Annotated in this window: 12 protein-coding genes; 4 read left to right on the forward strand and 8 right to left on the reverse strand. The window is 45.2% G+C overall.

What is annotated here, in order from left to right:
• Positions 1 to 10: 10 nt before the first annotated feature.
• Both ACJJIE_RS14625 and ACJJIE_RS14630 read right to left on the reverse strand, forming a co-directional pair.
• Positions 11 to 826 (reverse strand): outer membrane lipoprotein-sorting protein, encoded by an 816-nt coding sequence (locus tag ACJJIE_RS14625; RefSeq protein ID WP_444892166.1) that lies wholly within the window; start codon positions 824 to 826, stop codon positions 11 to 13.
• On the reverse strand, positions 807 to 3,164 hold the full coding sequence (locus ACJJIE_RS14630) for an efflux RND transporter permease subunit (RefSeq protein WP_444892167.1): 2,358 nt from the start codon (positions 3,162 to 3,164) through the stop codon (positions 807 to 809). The genes ACJJIE_RS14625 and ACJJIE_RS14630 overlap by 20 nt, the downstream gene beginning before the upstream one ends.
• Before the next feature lie 729 nt (positions 3,165 to 3,893).
• On the opposite strand from ACJJIE_RS14630, the gene ACJJIE_RS14635 reads away from it, so the two are divergent.
• Positions 3,894 to 5,195 (forward strand): amidohydrolase, encoded by a 1,302-nt coding sequence (locus ACJJIE_RS14635; protein ID WP_444892168.1) that lies wholly within the window; start codon positions 3,894 to 3,896, stop codon positions 5,193 to 5,195.
• A 40-nt stretch (positions 5,196 to 5,235) separates the two neighbouring features.
• Here ACJJIE_RS14635 and ACJJIE_RS14640 read toward each other — a convergent pair whose 3' ends face one another.
• The 3 genes from ACJJIE_RS14640 to ACJJIE_RS14650 form a co-directional block, all read right to left on the reverse strand.
• Positions 5,236 to 8,145 carry a PKD domain-containing protein gene (locus ACJJIE_RS14640; protein ID WP_444892169.1) on the reverse strand — a complete coding sequence of 970 codons (2,910 nt, stop codon included), beginning with the start codon at positions 8,143 to 8,145 and terminating at the stop codon, positions 5,236 to 5,238.
• Positions 8,146 to 8,448: 303 nt separating this feature from the next.
• Positions 8,449 to 10,794 carry an FG-GAP repeat domain-containing protein gene (locus ACJJIE_RS14645; RefSeq protein ID WP_444892170.1) on the reverse strand — a complete coding sequence of 782 codons (2,346 nt, stop codon included), beginning with the start codon at positions 10,792 to 10,794 and terminating at the stop codon, positions 8,449 to 8,451.
• A gap of 282 nt (positions 10,795 to 11,076) precedes the next feature.
• On the reverse strand, positions 11,077 to 12,549 hold the full coding sequence (locus ACJJIE_RS14650) for a DEAD/DEAH box helicase (protein WP_282934631.1): 1,473 nt from the start codon (positions 12,547 to 12,549) through the stop codon (positions 11,077 to 11,079).
• A gap of 460 nt (positions 12,550 to 13,009) precedes the next feature.
• Here ACJJIE_RS14650 and ACJJIE_RS14655 point away from each other — a divergent pair, with 460 nt between their 5' ends.
• Positions 13,010 to 13,612 carry a GNAT family N-acetyltransferase gene (locus tag ACJJIE_RS14655; protein WP_444892171.1) on the forward strand — a complete coding sequence of 201 codons (603 nt, stop codon included), beginning with the start codon at positions 13,010 to 13,012 and terminating at the stop codon, positions 13,610 to 13,612.
• Positions 13,613 to 13,823: 211 nt separating this feature from the next.
• Here the strand turns inward: ACJJIE_RS14655 and ACJJIE_RS14660 are convergent, their stop codons facing one another.
• Together ACJJIE_RS14660 and ACJJIE_RS14665 are read right to left on the reverse strand one after the other, a co-directional pair.
• A complete protein-coding gene (locus ACJJIE_RS14660) occupies positions 13,824 to 14,048 on the reverse strand; it encodes a DUF7661 family protein (protein ID WP_444892172.1) in 225 nt (74 codons plus the stop codon).
• Between the two features lie 175 nt (positions 14,049 to 14,223).
• Complete coding sequence (locus tag ACJJIE_RS14665) at positions 14,224 to 15,267, reverse strand: hypothetical protein (protein ID WP_444892173.1); 1,044 nt, start codon at positions 15,265 to 15,267, stop codon at positions 14,224 to 14,226.
• Positions 15,268 to 15,593: 326 nt separating this feature from the next.
• On the opposite strand from ACJJIE_RS14665, the gene ACJJIE_RS14670 reads away from it, so the two are divergent.
• Positions 15,594 to 17,105, forward strand: a complete 1,512-nt coding sequence (locus ACJJIE_RS14670; protein ID WP_444892174.1) for a CoA-acylating methylmalonate-semialdehyde dehydrogenase — start codon at positions 15,594 to 15,596, stop codon at positions 17,103 to 17,105.
• A gap of 18 nt (positions 17,106 to 17,123) precedes the next feature.
• Positions 17,124 to 18,017: a 3-hydroxyisobutyrate dehydrogenase gene (gene mmsB / locus ACJJIE_RS14675; RefSeq protein WP_444892175.1), complete on the forward strand. Its 894-nt coding sequence runs from the start codon at positions 17,124 to 17,126 to the stop codon at positions 18,015 to 18,017.
• A 67-nt stretch (positions 18,018 to 18,084) separates the two neighbouring features.
• On the opposite strand, the gene ACJJIE_RS14680 is transcribed toward mmsB, so the two are convergent.
• Positions 18,085 to 18,615 carry a hypothetical protein gene (locus ACJJIE_RS14680; RefSeq protein WP_444892176.1) on the reverse strand — a complete coding sequence of 177 codons (531 nt, stop codon included), beginning with the start codon at positions 18,613 to 18,615 and terminating at the stop codon, positions 18,085 to 18,087.
• Positions 18,616 to 18,678 lie beyond the last annotated feature (63 nt).

Genomic DNA, 18,678 nt, shown 5'->3' on the forward strand with positions numbered 1-18,678 from the left:
GGCGCAATCCCTATTTCGCCCTGGAGAGACTGTTTTTGGTGAAGTCGCGATCGGTAAAACCATTGCCAAATACCCAGTCGCCGTACAACAACCCTGTGGATTTACCAGTCTGGTGATTAACCATTTCCATTTTATTGGCTCGCCAGTATTGATCGGCGTACTGGTTGTAGTCGGAAATTGTGAGGGTCTTCATCAGGTCCCCTTTTCGGTCATAATAGTCGGTTCTCCATGCGCGGTACTCCTCTGTATCAACCCAAAGGTGTTGAATGGAATAACCGGATTTAGGATCAACCGGGTCCAACTCCAGAACAAAGTGATCGCGGCCATCGAAAGACTCGTTGCGCAAATATTTATAGGTGTATTTCTCCACCTCCTGTGAGGCGATATCTTCATAGGAGAATTCACTACCCATAAATGGTCCAGACTTGTTACTGGAGGAAATACGCTTTACTCGCTTTAAAGCAGGCAAATAGAGCCACTGGTCATCGGAGCCCACTTTATGAGTAAAGGACAAAAATGCTGTGCCCTTTACATCCCGAGGGTTGTCAAAAATCACCAGGGATTTATCTCCGTCATTTTCCTGCTCCAGAGTTTTGGTGCGCATAGCCCGCACACTCTCCTCACCATATTTATTGCGCAGGGTCATTGTAAGGCTGTTGCTGAGATCGCCGAATCCCAAGTCGCGGCGGTCCGCCTCCTTGGCAATTTCCAGACCTTTTTTTGCGGCCAGATCCAGTTCACTGGCAGAAACAGATAAAGCTGCCAGAGCCAGGGCACCTGCTAGGGCCCGTGTCAAAAACTGTTTTTTAGAGCGGCTGGGTTGCATAGTTTTGCTCCTTATTTTCAATAGGGGTAATAGCGGGGTCGTACGCCTTGGCATCGAGCTTCATCAAGAGAATCGGAAGAAGTAGGAAATCCGCCAGCAAGGCCATCAAAATGCAAATTGCGGTCAGAAGTGCCATGGAGGAATTCATACCGAAGGAGGACTGGGCCAACACCATAAATCCGGCAATCAGAATGACTGAGGTCACAACTATCGCTACACCCACTGAAGAGAAGGCGTAACGCAGTCCGTCCTCCACGTTATAGCCTGCACGGCGCTGGCGCAGGTATTTACTGAGGAAGTGCACTGTGTCATCTACCACAATACCCAGTGCCATACCGGTCACCATAGTGACAGCCACATTGACTTCAGCTACCAGTGCACCCCAGAGGCCAAATGCCAGGCCGGCCGGCAACAAGTTGGGAATTAAGCTTAAGAAACCGAGTTTGACACTGCGCAGGGCAATACCAATCAGTGCAGAAATTAACACCAGCGCAACCAGAGTGCCCACCAACATGCCCTCCATATTGCGCTCGGCAATATTGGCAAACATGATCGCCGGACCTACACCATAGGCAGTTACACCAATGTTTTTCTCCAGCCAATTACTGCCGGCATCCGCTACCGATTTGAGTTCTTTCGACTTGAGATTATCGAGAGTCACAATAATCTGCGTCGACGACTTAGCCACATTCAGCTGATTATTTAAATCCAAGCCATAGGGAAGAGACAGCTCGTACAGTAATAAATACTGGGCTGCCAATTCCTGCTCTTCAGGCAACCTGTAGTAGGCCGGATCGTCAGCATGCAGATTTTTGTTCAAGCGCTTGAAAGTATCGCCAATGGTATTGACATGGCGCACCCCGGGCTGGGCCTGCATCCACTCAGTGAAACGCTCCAGATTGGCAAGAAACTCCGGATTGCTAACACCATTGTTGTCACCGGATTCGATCGAGTAAATCAGCTGGTAAATACCAGAGAGGTTGTCATTGATATAATCTGAATCGGTTCGGAACTCCACAGATTCATCAAAGTAACCAACAAAGTCATCATTAATCTCATTGTTTGGAATCATTGCCAGTAATCCCAACGAGACAATGACTCCCGCTAGTAATATTGGGCGCTGACGGCGAATCACAAAATCTCCCAGAGTATCCATGGAGCGTCCAATTTTGGATTCACTGGCGCGACTCTTGGCTGGCAGTATCGCCATCAATGCAGGCAGTAAGGTAACCGATAAGAAGAAAGCCACCATCACACCCATAGCAGTAATATTACCCAGATCGTGGAAGGGAGGCGCATCGGAAAAGTTCATCGACAAAAAGCCAATGGCGGTAGTGATCGAAGTTAAGAACACAGGCCCCATGTTGAGCTGCAAGCTCTCTTTAATTGCATCGTGCTTGCTGAGTCCACGGCGCATTGCAGCAAACAGACTCACCAATATATGTATCGAGTCCGCCACTGCGAGAGTCATAATAATGGTGGGCGCAGAAGCGGAGGGCGGTGTCAATTTAACACCTATAAAACCGGCCAAACCCATGCCTGCGGCCATGGAGAAGACGATAACCAACAGCGCTGCAAAAGTCGCACTGAAGCTCCGCACCAATAAAAATACAACTGCAATAATCACAAGGTACATGAGCGGAACTAAGGTGCTCATATCTGACTGAGAGGCTTCAAAAAATGCATTACTCAGTAAAATAATACCGGTCGCATAGACCTCTACATCGTATTTTGCCTCAATCTCTTCCATCAATGCCTGTGCAGCTTCAGCCGCTTCAGGGGTTTCATGCATGGATTTTTGTGGAAGCTGGAAGGTGATATTTATCCCTGTAACGGAGCCATCACTATTTACCAGGCGCTCCTTCAAAGTGGGATCTGCCAGCGCTACAGCCTTGATAGAAGCCAAGGTTTCTGCATCTAAACTGCTGGCATTTTCCACCAAGTCCTGTACCAGAAGGTCATCTTCTTCAGCAATGGTGTGCTGGAAGTTAGTGATTGAATCCACCCGCAGCGCATAGGGTAACAACCAGGATTTCTCGGTCATCTCCTCTACGGCTGCCAGGGCATCATTGGAAAAGGCATTGCCATCTTTTGGCACTACCGCAAACAGAATATTGTCATTCTTAGTGTAAGTGCGCTGGATTTGCTCATAAGCTTGTAGTTGAGGATTAGCTTCACTAAAGAATGCCCGGTAATCATTGTTGAAACCCAGGAATCTTGCTCCGCTTACCGCAAAGAAGGCTAACAGTAGTGCGCCAATGGCTACCAGCCATCGATATCGAATAAGCCAATCCGCATAACGGCTGACCCAATTCGAAGGTAATTGGGGGGATGACATGAAATCAGCTCCTTCAAACAACTTGATAGAAAAATAATTAATCAACAACCTAAGCAAATGGGTATTTACTTACGACCACAGAATCCCGTAGTAGCCAATATAAGATCAGCTACAAGATTTGATAAAAAGGCACACTAATGCCATCAGCCAAACCGTAAATATGGCCGAGACATCAATAAAAAGTTATCGCTTTTGGCGCTATAAGAACCACTTCTTTGTAATTAATGGTAGCCAACTATCAGGAAAAGCTTACCTTTCCCCAACACAGGGGCGACCGCGAGAGAGCCGCCGAGTTAAGACGTTACCTAATTTACAGTGTCGTAAATCTAACAATAAATATAATAATTATTTATATATATACCTGGGATATACAGATATATTAGTAACCTGCCTATTATTATCACTATAAATTAACTCGTTAATTATCCTCTAAGAAATAATTAGGGGGCTCGACAAATTAAACATCTCTAATTATTTCCAACCTATGACCAATCAGTATCACCTTCTGTATCACCCAGTCTCGTGAAAACCTTGAGAACCTCCTGCAGCCCTCATTGTTCTGTGGTTATAGCTCTTTCCACAATCTATGCAGAACATCTTGAACCGTTCGGTTCATCATGTCAACAGCGGAAACTCAAAATATATAAAGGCAAAGCAGCTCGAGGGAGTCGGTCGCGCAAAATCTGGGGTAGAATCAGCCGACGATAATGAGAATGAAGGAATTGTGCTGTGAAAAAACTGCTCCTGCCCATCGCAATCGGTGCATCGCTGCTGGCTACCCATGCCTTTGCAAGCGATCCTAAGCCTCAGCAATTGCTGGAAAATACTGAGTCCAAAGTGATTGAGTGGCGCCGCCACCTGCACCAGAACCCAGAACTGGGCAATCGCGAATTTGAAACAGCCAAATATATTGAAAAACACTTACGTGCACTGGGCCTTGAAGTAGAAACAGGTATCGCCCATACCGGCCTTGTGGGCTTTTTGAGAGGCGGCAAACCGGGACCAACTGTTGCCTTGCGCGCGGACATGGACGCTCTTCCAGTCACAGAGAGAACCGATGTGCACTTCGCTTCCAAAGCGAGAACCACTTACCAAGGTAAAGATGTTGGCGTTATGCATGCCTGTGGCCACGATACCCATGTGGCCATGCTGATGGGCGCTGCCGAGGTCCTGGCAGGCCTTCGCGATGAGCTGGCTGGAAACGTCTTGTTTATATTCCAGCCCGCAGAAGAAGGCGCACCGGACAATGAAGAAGGTGGCGCGGAGTTGATGCTCAAAGAAGGGATCTTCAAGAAGTACAAGCCGGATGTGGCCTTTGGCCAGCATGTCACTTCATCACTACCCACCGGCGTCATCGGCTATCGCTCGGGCCCGCTTATGGCCGCTGCCGATGAATTTCGTATTACCATCAATGGCCGCCAAACCCATGGCTCACGCCCCTGGGGTGGAGTGGACCCTATTGTCGCTGCGGCACAAGTCGTAATGGGCACCCAAGCCATTGTCAGCCGCCAGATCGACATCACCAAAGAGCCCGCAGTCGTTTCCTTCGGACGTATTGACGGTGGTGTCCGCAACAATATCATCCCCGACAGTGTCTATCTGAACGGCACCATCCGTAATTTTGATATGGATAACCGTGCAGAAATTTTCAAACGCTTAAAAACCACTGCGGAGTTAATTGCTGAAAGCTCCGGTGCAAGCGCAGATGTGGAGATTCTGGAAGGCTATCCGGTAACGATAAATAATGCAGAGCTGACAGAAATGGCCCTGCCTATTCTGAGATCTGCTGTCGGCGACAAGAATGTTGTAGAAGTACCCAAAATTACGGGGGCAGAAGATTTCTCCTACTACGCCAATGAGGTCCCTGGCTTTTTCTACTTCCTGGGGGTAACTCCTAGGGATCAGGATGCCAGCCAAGCTCCAAGCAATCACTCACCGCTTTTCTATGTGGATGAGGACGCTTTGCGTAAGGGTACTGAAGCGCTGACTCTGTTAACTTTGGATTATATGGCAAACTATAAAAAACAGTAATTGTAAAGGAGCCCCTCTTGGGGCTCACTTTCACAATTATCTATTCCTCAACATCTAAGGTTATAGTTTTTTCAGTTGTTGCTCCATCATCATCCGTAATACTAAATTTGAAAGACAAAGTGGCGGGCTCTGCTGGTGTCATAAAATAAGCAGTCAGCTTGTCCGCATCAATCAATTCAACTGCAGGGCCAGATACTTGCTCCCATTTCTGGCTCACAATAGTTCCATCCTGATCTCTTGAAGCCCCACCGCTCAAGGTCGAAATTGTATTAATCTTAACACCGCCAACAGCCCCATATGCAATAACCATAAACGGTGGAATGTTACCTTCTACGATTACCGTAAATATACTCGTTACTATTTGGCCATTGTTATCTTCAACCTCCAGCTCAAACTCCAGAGTAAACTCACTTCCCGGGTTTTGTGGTGCTATAAAACTCGCACTACCATCAGCGTGAGTTATCAATTCAATACCCCTATCGGAGAGGGAACTCCAGCGATAGTCGACAATATGCGCACCAGGGACATCCCAAGAAATGCCAGGAACCAGTAAGACATTTTCACCGGGCTCAACTTCTTGAGTAGTGCTTATTACTTTCGGGGGAACTAACTCAACATCTACGCTGACGGTCATTTGGCTTGTCGCCCCTCTGTCATCAGTGACACTCAATTTAAATGACAATACAGCTGGCTCTGCTGGAGCTTTAAAATTGGCAATTAAATTATTAGCATCTACTAATTCAACGGGTGGACCCGATACTTGCTCCCATTGTTGACTCACAATATATCCATCTGGATCATTTGAATAGGAACCATCTAAAATCACATTTGTATTCGGTTGAACCACTCTCATAGTTCCAATACCCATATTTGGGGGCATATTCTGCTTAACAATTACAGTAAATAAACCCGTGGCTGTCAGGCCATCGTTATCCTCGACCTCAAGTTCAAACTTCAGTTCTACTTCTGTACCCAAAGGAACTTGGGGCGCTAAAAAGCTCGCACTACCGTCGGCGTGGACTGTTAATTCGATATCAATATCAGAGAGTGAGCGCCAGCGATAATCTACAATATGGCCGTCACTATCCCCAACCCAACCTTTAAGCAAGACTTCCTCGCCTGGGTCTACTATTATTAGAAAAGTGCTTCCGACCACAGGAGGTGTTAACACCTTAACAAAAAAAAACCTTTTCTGTTCAGTTTTTGCACCACCGTTATCTTCAATCTCAATCGTAAATACTAGTGCTGAGAAAGACACTCCTGGCTCTGCAACTATCCTTGGAACAGTAAAGGTTACGGAACCATCATCAAGCTCTTTCAGCTCAATACGCGGGCCACTAGAAACCTGCTGCCAATGATAGCTAACGATGGTTCCATCAGGATCATAAGACTGGCCTGCGGATAATGTAACCTCTTGGCCGGCAGTAAATGCTGACATTGGCTGATCGACTATCAAAACAGGAGCTAAATTAACTCCAACGCTAACCGCCACTTTGCTAGTATTCTTTAGACCCCTATCATCCTCAACTTCCAGCTCGAAAATTAGCTCCTGTACAACTCCAGTAATTTCGGAGGGCGCGGTAAAGCTAGCGAAACCATTACCAGAGTCATCTAAGATAACAGGCGTACCGGAAATCTGTGTCCAGCGGTAAGCCACAATACTGCCGTCGGAATCTGAAGACAGAGTACCATTGAGCAGTACCGCCGAATTACCTTCAACAGTTTGATTTTCACCGGCGATAGCCGTAGGTGGCTGGTTGATATGCCCAGCACCACCTTTTAATATAACCAATCCCTGTAACGGATTTGCGACAACGATATCCGCAATACCATCCCCGTTGATATCTCCACTAGCCATACTCTGGGGGCTAGTATAAGTTGCACCAGGAATGGCAATTTGTTCACTCAAAGCCAAGGTACCATCATCTTGCTGTTGATAAATACTTAAGAACTCTCCACTGTCCGGCAAGACAACTAAATCAGCAAGGCCATCATTATCAATATCTTTTATTAAAAGCTCTCCAGGAGGACTTCCAAAGCTGTGAATTTCAGGTTGCTGTAATAAGCTATCTTCTCCCTGGTAATATATAGCGACCCTTAAATTATCCTGCCCTCCACCCACTATTGATAACGAAAGATCATTGCGGCCATCATTATTAAGGTCACCAATTGCGATTCCTTTTATTTTAATATCATCATTAACATCAGTATTTCCATCTAATTCAATACTGCTAATTTCGTTCAACCTCAAAGAATCATCCGGCGCTAGAACAACCAAGCTATTTTGGAGAGACCCGTTAGCAATTAGAGAAATATCTGTTATACCATCTCCATCCACGTCACCCAGTGCCACCTGCCCCGGACTTTCAATAGCTAGATCGCTAGCGCTATTCACATAGGTAGATGACTCCCCTACTTTATGGGTTATAATAGCACCATTCTCTCCCCAACTAATCCCGAGAATTCCTTTATCACCATTATTACCAAGGTCGACAATTGCGACTCGCTCAGAATAGGAGTTCTCCAAAGATTCCGCATATTCTAAACCGTTAGTAGGATCTTGCAGGTATACCTCAATTATGCCGCCATCAAGCCCAACAATAACATCTTTCAAATCATCATTATCAAGATCACCTACTGCAATTGACTGAGGCAGACTTACCTCTCCACCTGCAAGCGGGTAGTCAATAGACCCTGTCAGACTACCAAATTCATCCTGTAGAAATACTTTTAGCTTAAAGTCATTTTCGGGATCAAAGTTACTCGATGTAGTTAGTACAACATCATCAAGTCCATCATTATTAACATCGGCAACAGAAACTGCCTCTATTTTTGATCCTGTGGAATAAATCTCTACCGGCTGAAACTGAACCTCTCCAATTGCAGTGCTTGCAAGCAGAAAAGCAGCTGAGGAAAGAGCAAAATATTTTGCAAGTAATTTAAGTTTCACAACATCTCCTTGTGTAATTTGCTTTAAAAAGCGGGCGCAATTTAGCACAAAATATGGAAATAAAAGCAAAACCCAAAGAATTAGATGGCAAAGCAGACACTAGTCTCAAACCATAATTACCAAGACCTAAAATATGAACACCCACAATGAGTTAGAGGAAATATATTTTATAGAAACCTCAAGCAACCACCACACTGCTTGGAGGAAAACCATTTTTTAAAATTATTAAAAAACTTAGATCAAATAAGCATATAGAGATAGGCAGAATAAAAGTAAAAAAGAGCCCCGTTGGGGCTCCATCTATTAATTTGAAGGGATCAACTCATAAACTCTAACTGATGTATCAAAAGTGCTACTTTCTCCATCATCATCGGTCACTGTTACAGCAAAAACTAACGTGACCTGCTCCGAAGGAGCTGTAAAATTAGCGGAAATACTATTTGAATTAGCTATAGCAACTGAAGGACCAGATACTTGCTGCCATTGATAACTTACTATTTCCCCATCCCTATCAAAGGCACCTGAAGCATCTAGGATAACGGGAGAGTTCGGCTGAACGATTTTCATTAAATCAGAAGGTACTATTGGAGGCATATTCCGCTCCACAGTCACGTTAATCATACTAGTCGACTTAAGACCATCATTATCTTCAACCTCCAGCTCAAAAGTAAGGAGGGCTCTCGATTCAGCAGAAATAATAGGTGCGATAAAGCTAGCTGTACCATTAGGATAATTAACTACGTCAATATCGGAAAGCGAACGCCAGTTATAACTAACGATCTCACCGTCAGCATCACTGGACATTCTACCATCCAGAAGAACCTCTTCCCCAGAATAAACTGTTTGGGCAGCGACGGGAATTGCCATTGGCGGAGCAAGCTTCTGTACATTAACTTGAGCAATAACACTGCTTTCCAGACCTTCGTTATCAGTGACTACTAACTCAAACTCCAATATCTCAAAAGATATAAACGGATAGCTAGATATTAATACTGGACTAGAAAAACTGACAGTAGTTTCTGACTCTTGCTCCAGCTCTACAGGCTCACCCGCTACCTGTTTCCACTCATAGCTAATAATCTCTCCGAATAAATCTCTTGAGGAACTACCATTTAGGGTTACAACCTCATCAGCACCTACTACCTGAAAGGTATTTGTAATTGCTGTAGGAGGAATATTTCCATCCAAAGTAATGATTGCTTTATCAACAGAAACTATATTTTCATTATCTTCAATTTCTAATTCGAAAACCAAAGATTCATCCATACCCAAATACGAATATTTAGATAAAGGTGCAAGAAAAGTAGCAAACCCATTACTCGTGTCATTTAATGTTACAGGGGAACCTGACACCTGTCTCCAGCGATAATCTACAATACTTCCATCTCTATCAGCTGAGTGGGTGCCATCTAACAGTATTATTTGGTCTTTTCTGGTTTCTTGATCATCTCCTGCATCTGCTAAAGGTGCCAAGTTAATACCCTGGGTATTTCCCTTCAATAAGACCAAACCGGTAGAGGGGCTTGCAATAACAACATCGGGAATTCCATCGCTATTAATATCTCCTACATCTATCCCCTGAAAATTATTATAAGAATCTTCTGGTATATCATATGAAAAATGCTCCAATATCCTATCACTACTTAATTTTCTATGAATAGATATCGTATTACCCTGCAAAGGAACCGCTATAAATTCGCTACTTAAATCATTATTTAAGTCATAGGCCAGCAACATTCCATATGCATCCTCAACTGAAGCAAAGATAGTATTTTCTAATATCCCATTATCTTTTTGATAAAAAACCATTTCAGTAGTATCAGAATCTTCTCCATCGACAGAAAGCCATATATCAGCACGACCATCACTATTCAAATCATCAACTGAAATGTTATTTACTGAAAATGCCTCATCAATTTCATAATATTGTATTGGAGCAAAACTTCCATTTGACTCGGAAAGCATTACAGCCAAAGCACTACGTTCTGACTGCTTGACAACTGCAATAACATCCTCAACACCATCTCTGTTCATATCTTTGAGAGCCAAGCTGATTGAATCATCAGGCTCCATAAGATATATATAGGACAAACGATTATTTATCGGATCATCCTTCATAGCATAAATGGCAAGTCCAACTTCCTCAGAACCTATTCCAACAATATCGTCAACTCCATCCCCCGTAACATCTGCAACAGCTATTTTGCTAGATCGAGATGAACTGATAGATTCATTTAACACTAGTGTCCCATCATGAAGCTGAAAGAAAATATCTATTCGCTCACCATCAAATGCAACTGCAATATCCAGAAGTCCATCACCATTTAAATCCCCAACATCAATTGATTTTGGTAGAGTTGTGCCATCTCCATCCAGTAAATAATCTACGGGCTCCTGTAACTGTCCATACTCATCTTGTAAAAATATCTTTAGCTTAAAATCATTCTCAGGATCAAAATTACTGGAGGTACTCACTACCACATCATCACGACCATCATTATTCAAGTCCGCAACGGCGACAGCCTCCGCTCTTGACCCTGTCGAATAAATCTCTGCTGGCTGAAATTGAACTTCCCCGCTCACAGCACTTGCACATAGAAAGGTAATAGAGGGTAGAACAAAGAATTTCGAGAGTAACTTAAGCTTCACAACATCTCCTTGTGTAAAATCGCTTCAAAAGCGGAAGCAAATTAGCACAAAATGTGAAAATGAAGTGTGATCAATTATGAAATAAAATATCAAGAAAAAGACACAAAAGCAGACACTAGTACCGAAAAATAAATTTAGAAATTAACCTTCAAAACAAAAAAATGTATTTCTTTAAGTAAATTAGGCAGGCAAATAGATGAAGTTAAAAGGGACCTCCTAGATTTTTTCTAAGAAATAAAAAAGCGGCCTAAGCCGCTTTTTTATTTCTTTTAATTAAACACGCTAAGCGCTTTCCGAACGTCCTCTACTAGGACGCCGTCTCGGAGCTCGTTGTGGTTTCTGTCCATCACTGCGACCAGCCTCAGCACCGCGCCCTTTACCGTTCCCGCCCGTGCGCTTAGCTGGGGCCCCTTTACCCGCAGAGGCGTTACCACTGCGGCCGCTAGAATTTCCACGCCCCTCAGGCTTACCGCGTCCATTGCCGCGGTTGCCCCGACGTTCCTCGCTATTGCCGCGCGCTTCACGCCGCCCTTCACTCTTCTGAGAGTTACTCGCAGGGCGCTTGCTGGAGCCGGGCTTTTGCAACCCACCCCGCTTTGGATTACCGGAGGCGGGCACCTGGTGGTCCGGCTCAAACTCTTCAATTTCCTCACGCGGAATTGGCTTGCCGATCAAGCGCTCAATATCCCGAAGCTGCTTAATCTCATCAGCGCTAACAAGGGATACCGCTTGCCCCTGAGCGCCCGCACGCCCTGTGCGGCCAATACGGTGGACATAGTCCTCAGGCACATTGGGCAAATCAAAATTTACTACCTGGGGCAGTTGGTCAATGTCGATGCCTCGGGCCGCGATATCAGTCGCCACAAGAATCTGAACCTTGCCAGCCTTAAAGTCCGCCAGGGCACGAGTTCGTGCATTTTGACTTTTATTACCATGAATGGCTGCTGCCAGGATGCCGTCACCTTCGAGCTGCTTCACCAGCCTGTTGGCACCATGTTTAGTTCGACTAAAGACCAAGGCTTGGTGCCAGTTATTCACCCTAATCAAATGACTAAGCAGTTTCGTTTTTCGAGTCTTATCCACAGGATGGAGTTTCTGTCGCACCGTTTTAGTAGTGGAGTTGCGTGGACTGACATCAATTTCCAGCGGGTCTTTTACCAAGCCTTTCGCCAGCTGACGAATATCTGGTGAAAAAGTTGCGGAGAATAGAAGGTTCTGACGCTTAGCCGGTAAAATCCTCAATACTCGTTTGATATCGTGAATGAAGCCCATATCCAGCATGCGGTCTGCTTCATCAAGTACCAGGGCTTCTAAGCGATCGAAGCGAATTGCCCCTTGATTGTGCAGATCCAGCAAGCGCCCAGGGGTAGCTACCAAAATATCCGCTCCGCCTCGCAGACGAGAAATCTGGGGGTTGATCTTCACACCACCAAACACCACCGCATGGCGCATAGGCAGGTACTGGCTGTACCCCTGCACATTATCGAAAACCTGAGCCGCCAATTCACGGGTTGGAGTGAGTACCAGTGCGCGTACTTGCCCTTTTCTAGCGCGCTCCCCCTGGCTAAGACGATGCAACAGCGGCAAAGTGAAGCCAGCCGTCTTACCGGTACCAGTTTGGGCTGCGGCCATAATATCGCTGCCCTTCATTACCGCTGGAATAGCTTGTGCCTGGATTGGCGTAGGCGCAGTGTATCCCTGCTCTGCAACGGCACGGGCAATCTCCTGGGCAAGGCCCAGATCTTCAAACAACATAAAAAAACCTCGAACTGCGCCGCAGGCGCAATCAAACACACTCACTCCCCTGAGGGAATGAAGAGAGAAATCGGAGTCGACATCGGGAGCCTGTATTGCTCCCAGCGTGTACAGCCGTCTAATCGCCAGTCCTCATAACCGGCGCGCGGCATTCAGTAGAAATTTCCTGGAAGAATTTTTGAAAAGTTCCGGAGGGGCTACCGGCGGATCACCGGCCTACAAATGACGCAGCTGAGAAAAATCAGCGGCGGTACTATACCACACAAAGGCTGACTGTATAGTTTCACCCAGCCAAACTCCTTTCATTTATAGGTTTATACAGAGCAGTTGTTGGGGAGGTCGTCTTCAGGACCGTAACATAGTTTCACGTTCGCAGCGCGAGCGTCTATCTTTGAGGTACCCCATCCCGTTGCGAACTTGTAAAACAAAGCTGCTCAAAGCAGCCAGGATAGGAACCGTTATGTCACCCAACAACAGTGTGAATACTGAACACCAAGTTGAGCTGATCACCCTCGGCAATGGACGCAAAGTCTCAATACGCCCCATCTGTCGCAGTGATGGCCAGCTTGAGAAAGAACTAATTGAACAGTTGTCTCCAGAAACTCGCCGCGATCGCTTTATTGGCGGAAGCTGTAAAGCCAGCCAAAAGCTATTGGAGTTACTCACAGATAACGACCACCATGTACATGAAGCTTTTATTGCACTCTGCAGTAGTGACAGAGCACAAAGAGCTGTTGCTATAGCACACTACGCACTTGACGTTGACGGACGCGCTTGTGAGTGTGCCGTTGTGGTGAGCGATGACTGGCAGGGGTTAGGTTTGGGACGCTTAATGTTAAAGCGACTCATCAACTGCGCTCAGGATCAGGGGCTTGAACGAATCTATTCGATTGAGTCAGCACAAAATAGACGAGTGGACAGTTTCGCAAAATCCATGGGCTTTACCTGTAAAGCCGATGCCAAAGACTATACCCTGCTCACCTATACACTAGAATTGAAAACTAATCTTAAGACTAATGGCTTTAGTCACAAAGAGGAAGTTTCCCGAATAAATTTGGAGTAAGTGAGTAATTTAAGAATTTAAGTCCATATTTATATTTATTTATCTATATGAAGCAGGTGCCCTTGGTACTTGCTTCACCTATTTTCTACTTAACTGTACATCGTTTTCCTAATACAGCCTTGGCGACCTCAAATTACTTACAGTTATTGGTCTTTTATAATACGACCTCAAGAAAAGTTGGATCACCACCGTCCGCCAAATTTCCATATACTTATTTTGTATTTATAAGCTCCACAGCAGGGTACCGCTCACTTGCCCATTCATGGCAGATATCTGCCAAGTATTGGGCTAAATCTTTCTCACTAATTTCCGAAGGTATTGATATCCCGGCACTGCGACGCTTACCTTCATTGCCCTGATAGAATGTGGCCCAGCTATTCGACTGCCTTTCGATCAAGACTTCTCTACCAAAAACATTGAATTTAAGCTTTTTCATAAAGAACTATGTACAACTAAAATATCTCAAAGCTTTGCAATTGCTCACACAAATTTCACAAACCTATTTTCTTTGCATGGATACAATACGCTCTCCATCAGATACAATAAAATATTTGCAGGAGTTAACTTAACTCCTGCAAACCCAATAAGTTCTTCTTTTATATCACTCTTCTTTAGTCAAAAAAATCATCACACGCCAATGGCCCACTAAATTCGAGCAAGGCCTGAGGCATTTGAATTTGCTCCTTCAACTGTCCAAATTGATACAGATAGAAGTTGACATCTGCCTGCATGGATTTCATATAACTCTGCTCACCACCAAAAATAATTACAGAGGGAAACTCCAGCGGATAAAAGCTGGCAATGTCTGCTTTTGCTTCGACAACTAACTTGTATGAAATTTTGTTAAGCTCAACTTGTAGATAACCTGAACAGGCATCTTCTTCCCGCTTAACAGAGAAACCATTAAAAGCCGGTAAAAAAATCAGGTCATACTCTTCAGAAACATATCGCCCCGCCCACATTTCAATCTCTGAGTCACCCAGTTTAGCTCCGGTAATCATATAGTAGAGGTCATCTGTTAGCCCCATTGAATAGATCATACCGGCACTGGATTCTTTGTCATACCAGCCCTTATCCAATTGCGCATAGCCAGCACCGGCTAGAGACATAGAACCATCAAAATAACTGTAATTGACTGGCGTACCGACCGTATATAGGAACCACTTTCCTCCTACCCCAGGTATCTCAGGAATAAATCCAAAAGGGGTTTGACCGGGGTTTAACCCATGCCAGTAATGGTGGTGTTCACCAGCCCACTCCATATTAAACAGGAAATCTGGATGTAAGACCTGTACACCCTGCTCATCGGCCACAACTACTCCCGGTACTTCATAGTAGAACTCATCAATACCTTCGGGGTGCTTCAAGATCACTTCATCAAAAAAGAGATCATACTTCGTGGTAGCTCCGGTCTCTGAAGAAAAAGCTAAATGGATATAGGCTTTAGGCTTGGCAACTGCAAAGTCAGGTGCAATATAGGTTTGTAAACTAACTTTGAAATATCCCACATCGGGAATTGCAATGTTATAGAACCATTGCTCGGCCCAGGTTTCGTCAGAGCTAGGCTCATGTGCACTTAAGTCACTTAGAGTGGTAGCAACAACAAATATGGGAGATATCATTAATCCGATTACAATTAGTATTCTTTTTATCATAAAACACATTGAATAATCCTCTTTTACTCTTCACTAGTTACATTACGACAACAACATTTAAGCTAGGCATTAATCCAAATGCCGAATTGCCAGCCACAAGATACTAGCCGTACAGTGCAAGATTATTTTTCATTTCTTATGGGTATTAATTATTTGCGATCTATTCTACAAAGATAATCAAATACATTTATTTTAATTTTTTGGTCAATCAACCTTTTACTCAGTAAAAGTGGATAGTCATAAAAGCAGCGTGATATTCCTCTTTAATCGCGAAAAAACGCCTAAACTGTTGGATAAAATCCCCTCCTCTCGGCGCTTTAATTAACATGAATAAGAATATTCCTTCCAAGTTACCAATATTGATTGGTGGTGAGTGGATTCAGTCTAAAAGTACTGAGTGGCTGGATGTAACCAACCCCGCTACCGGCGATGTTCTTACACAGGCGCCATTGTCTACCCAGACTGAACTAGAGAATGCAGTAATTTCCGCCAAAGAAACATTTGACCAATGGCGAAATACGCCGGTTACCGCAAGAGCACGGATTATGTTGAGGTACCAGGCACTTCTGAAAGAAAATCAGGAGCTGCTGGCTGAAATCCTCAGCGAGGAAACAGGTAAAACTTTTGAGGATGCCAAAGGAGACGTCTGGCGCGGTATTGAGGTTGTTGAACATGCAGCCAATATCGCCTCACTAATGATGGGTGAAACCATAGAGAATGTTGCCAACACCATCGACTGTTACTCCTATCTACAACCTATTGGAGTTTGTGCGGGGATCACACCATTTAATTTCCCCGCAATGATTCCACTGTGGATGTTTCCAATGGCGATTGCCTGTGGGAATACTTTTATTCTGAAACCTTCTGAACAGGACCCTGTCACGCCTTGCAAACTGGCCGAATTATTTGCTGAAGCGGGGGCTCCAGCAGGTGTTTTACAGGTAGTACATGGCGGCAGCGAACAGGTAGATTTTCTTCTAACACATCCCGGTATTCAGGCCATTTCATTCGTTGGTTCAGTCCCCGTGGGGCGGCATATTTACCAGACAGGTACCCAGCACCTAAAGCGAGTTCAAGCTTTTGCCGGTGCCAAAAATCATATGGTCGTGATGCCCGATGCCAATAAGGCTGCGGCTATTAATAATATTGTTGGATCATCCATCGGAGCTGCCGGGCAACGCTGCATGGCGATTTCCGTCGCTGTACTTGTTGGGGAGACACAACAGTGGGTAGACGACATTAAAGACGCTATGTCAGCTATCAAGCCCGGTCATTGGAAGGATACGCAAGCGGGCTTCGGCCCACTAATATCACCCGCTGCTCGTGAGAGGGTACTTGGGTATATCGCCCAGGGCAAAAAGGAAGGCGCCCGCTGTGTGTTAGATGGCTCTGAAATTACTGTCGAAGGGTTTCCCAATGGGAACTGGGTTGGTCCCACCCTATTTGCCGATGTTACCTCGGACATGTCGATCTATACCGACGAGATTTTTGGTCCCGTACTTTGCCTGGTAAATGCCGATTCCCTGGAAGAAGCAATCCAATTAATCAATAACTGCCCCTATGGCAATGGCACCTCAATATTTACGGCTAGTGGCGCTGCCGCACGTAAGTTCCAACACGAAATACTAGTGGGGCAAGTCGGTATTAACGTGCCTATTCCAGTGCCATTACCTTTCTTCAGCTTTACCGGCTGGCGAGCGTCTTTTTATGGTGACCAACACGCTTATGGAAAACAAGCTGTACGGTTTTACACCGAAACCAAAACTGTTACGGCACGCTGGTTTGACAGTGATATAGAGCATGCAGAGCACACCAACTTAACCATACAGCTCAAATAATGTTAACCGGAGAGCAGCATGACTAAAACAGTCGCATTTTTAGGGTTGGGCCATATGGGACTGCCTATGGCCATCAATCTGGTCAAGGCGGGCTTTGAAGTTAAAGGGTTTGACCCGGTCACTGAAATACTGGATGCCGCTGTAGAAAGCGGTATCAAAAAGTGTTCCTCTCCCCAAGAGTCCGTTGAGGAAGCAGATTTTGTGGTAAGCATGCTTCCTAATAGCGCGGCGGTTGAGTGCCTGTATATTGATACCGACAAACTACTCGACAGTATTTCTTGCGACTGTTTGATTATCGACTGCTCCACTATTTCTTCCAACAGTTCTAAGCGCCTTATTCGTGAAGCCAGAATCAAAGGCCTACAAGCCATTGAAGCCCCTGTTTCCGGGGGAGTGGCGGGTGCTACCAAAGGAACTCTAAGTTTTATGTGTGGGGGAGAGGCCGGTGATGTCGACAGGGCCCGGGAAGTTCTAGAGCCAATGGGTAGCAATATTTTCTATGCCGGAACAGCGGGTGCTGGCCAAACAGCAAAGATTTGTAACAATATGCTGCTGGCTATTCATATGATTGGTACCGCTGAAGCCCTACAAATGGGGGTAGATAATGGACTCGACCCCAATGTGCTCTCCGACATTATGTTAAAGAGTTCAGGAGCCAACTGGTCCCTACAAAATTACAATCCCTATCCCGGAGTAATGCCCGAAGTTCCAGCGAGTAAAAACTATAGCGGTGGCTTTATGGTAAGACTTATGTGTAAGGACCTGGGATTGGCCCAGGAAGCCGCCACTCAGAGTAAGAGCTATACGCCTCTCGGCTCAATGGCACGTAATCTCTATGGAATTCTTAATTTGCGGGGAGGTAGTGATTTGGACTTCTCATCTATTCAAAAGCTATTTCAAGAAGTGGATTAACCGCGTAGCAGGCTGGGTATCCACAACCCCAGCCGCAGCTCCACTTCTCTCCAGCACCAGTTACTGGCTATGGTTGCATGACTTTACCGAGAATTCGGATTTCACGCACTTGATCCCACTCTATAGCAAAGTAGAATTTTTGTTTGCGTCCAGCATTACTGGGGATCGTGAGTTCTTCAGGGTTTCCTTTGCCCCTAAACAAGTTGGTTGCATAGCCATCCTGGTCAATAAGGATCACTGCCTCGGAGCTATCCAGGTCGATTAACCTCACGGGGAAGTCATTTTGATTTTTAAAACCAACTTCAACACAGCAACCACTCTCTGCATGGGCGGTCACTGCGATAACATCGGTTTCCAGATACTTATTGAGATCTTCCAACGTATTAATAAGAACAGCACCATCAGTACTCTGCCCTGATTTACGCCCATCAACCACACCTTCACTGGCGCCATCCATCAGGTTTTTACCAAAGCTGACGATGTTAGACATCACTGATTTTGCCGCTTCCGCAACGCCACTCTCTTGCTCATCTGTATTTTGCTGTGCAAACGCAGAGGAACATAAAATCAGGCCGGCAATTAAAATCGTTCTTCGCACTGGTATCTCCATGTCTTTTACTATCCCTTCCAGCCTAAGCCACTCCGATTAGCTGGCTTAAGC

The organism is Microbulbifer maximicatervae (SeqCode), assembly GCF_052467325.1.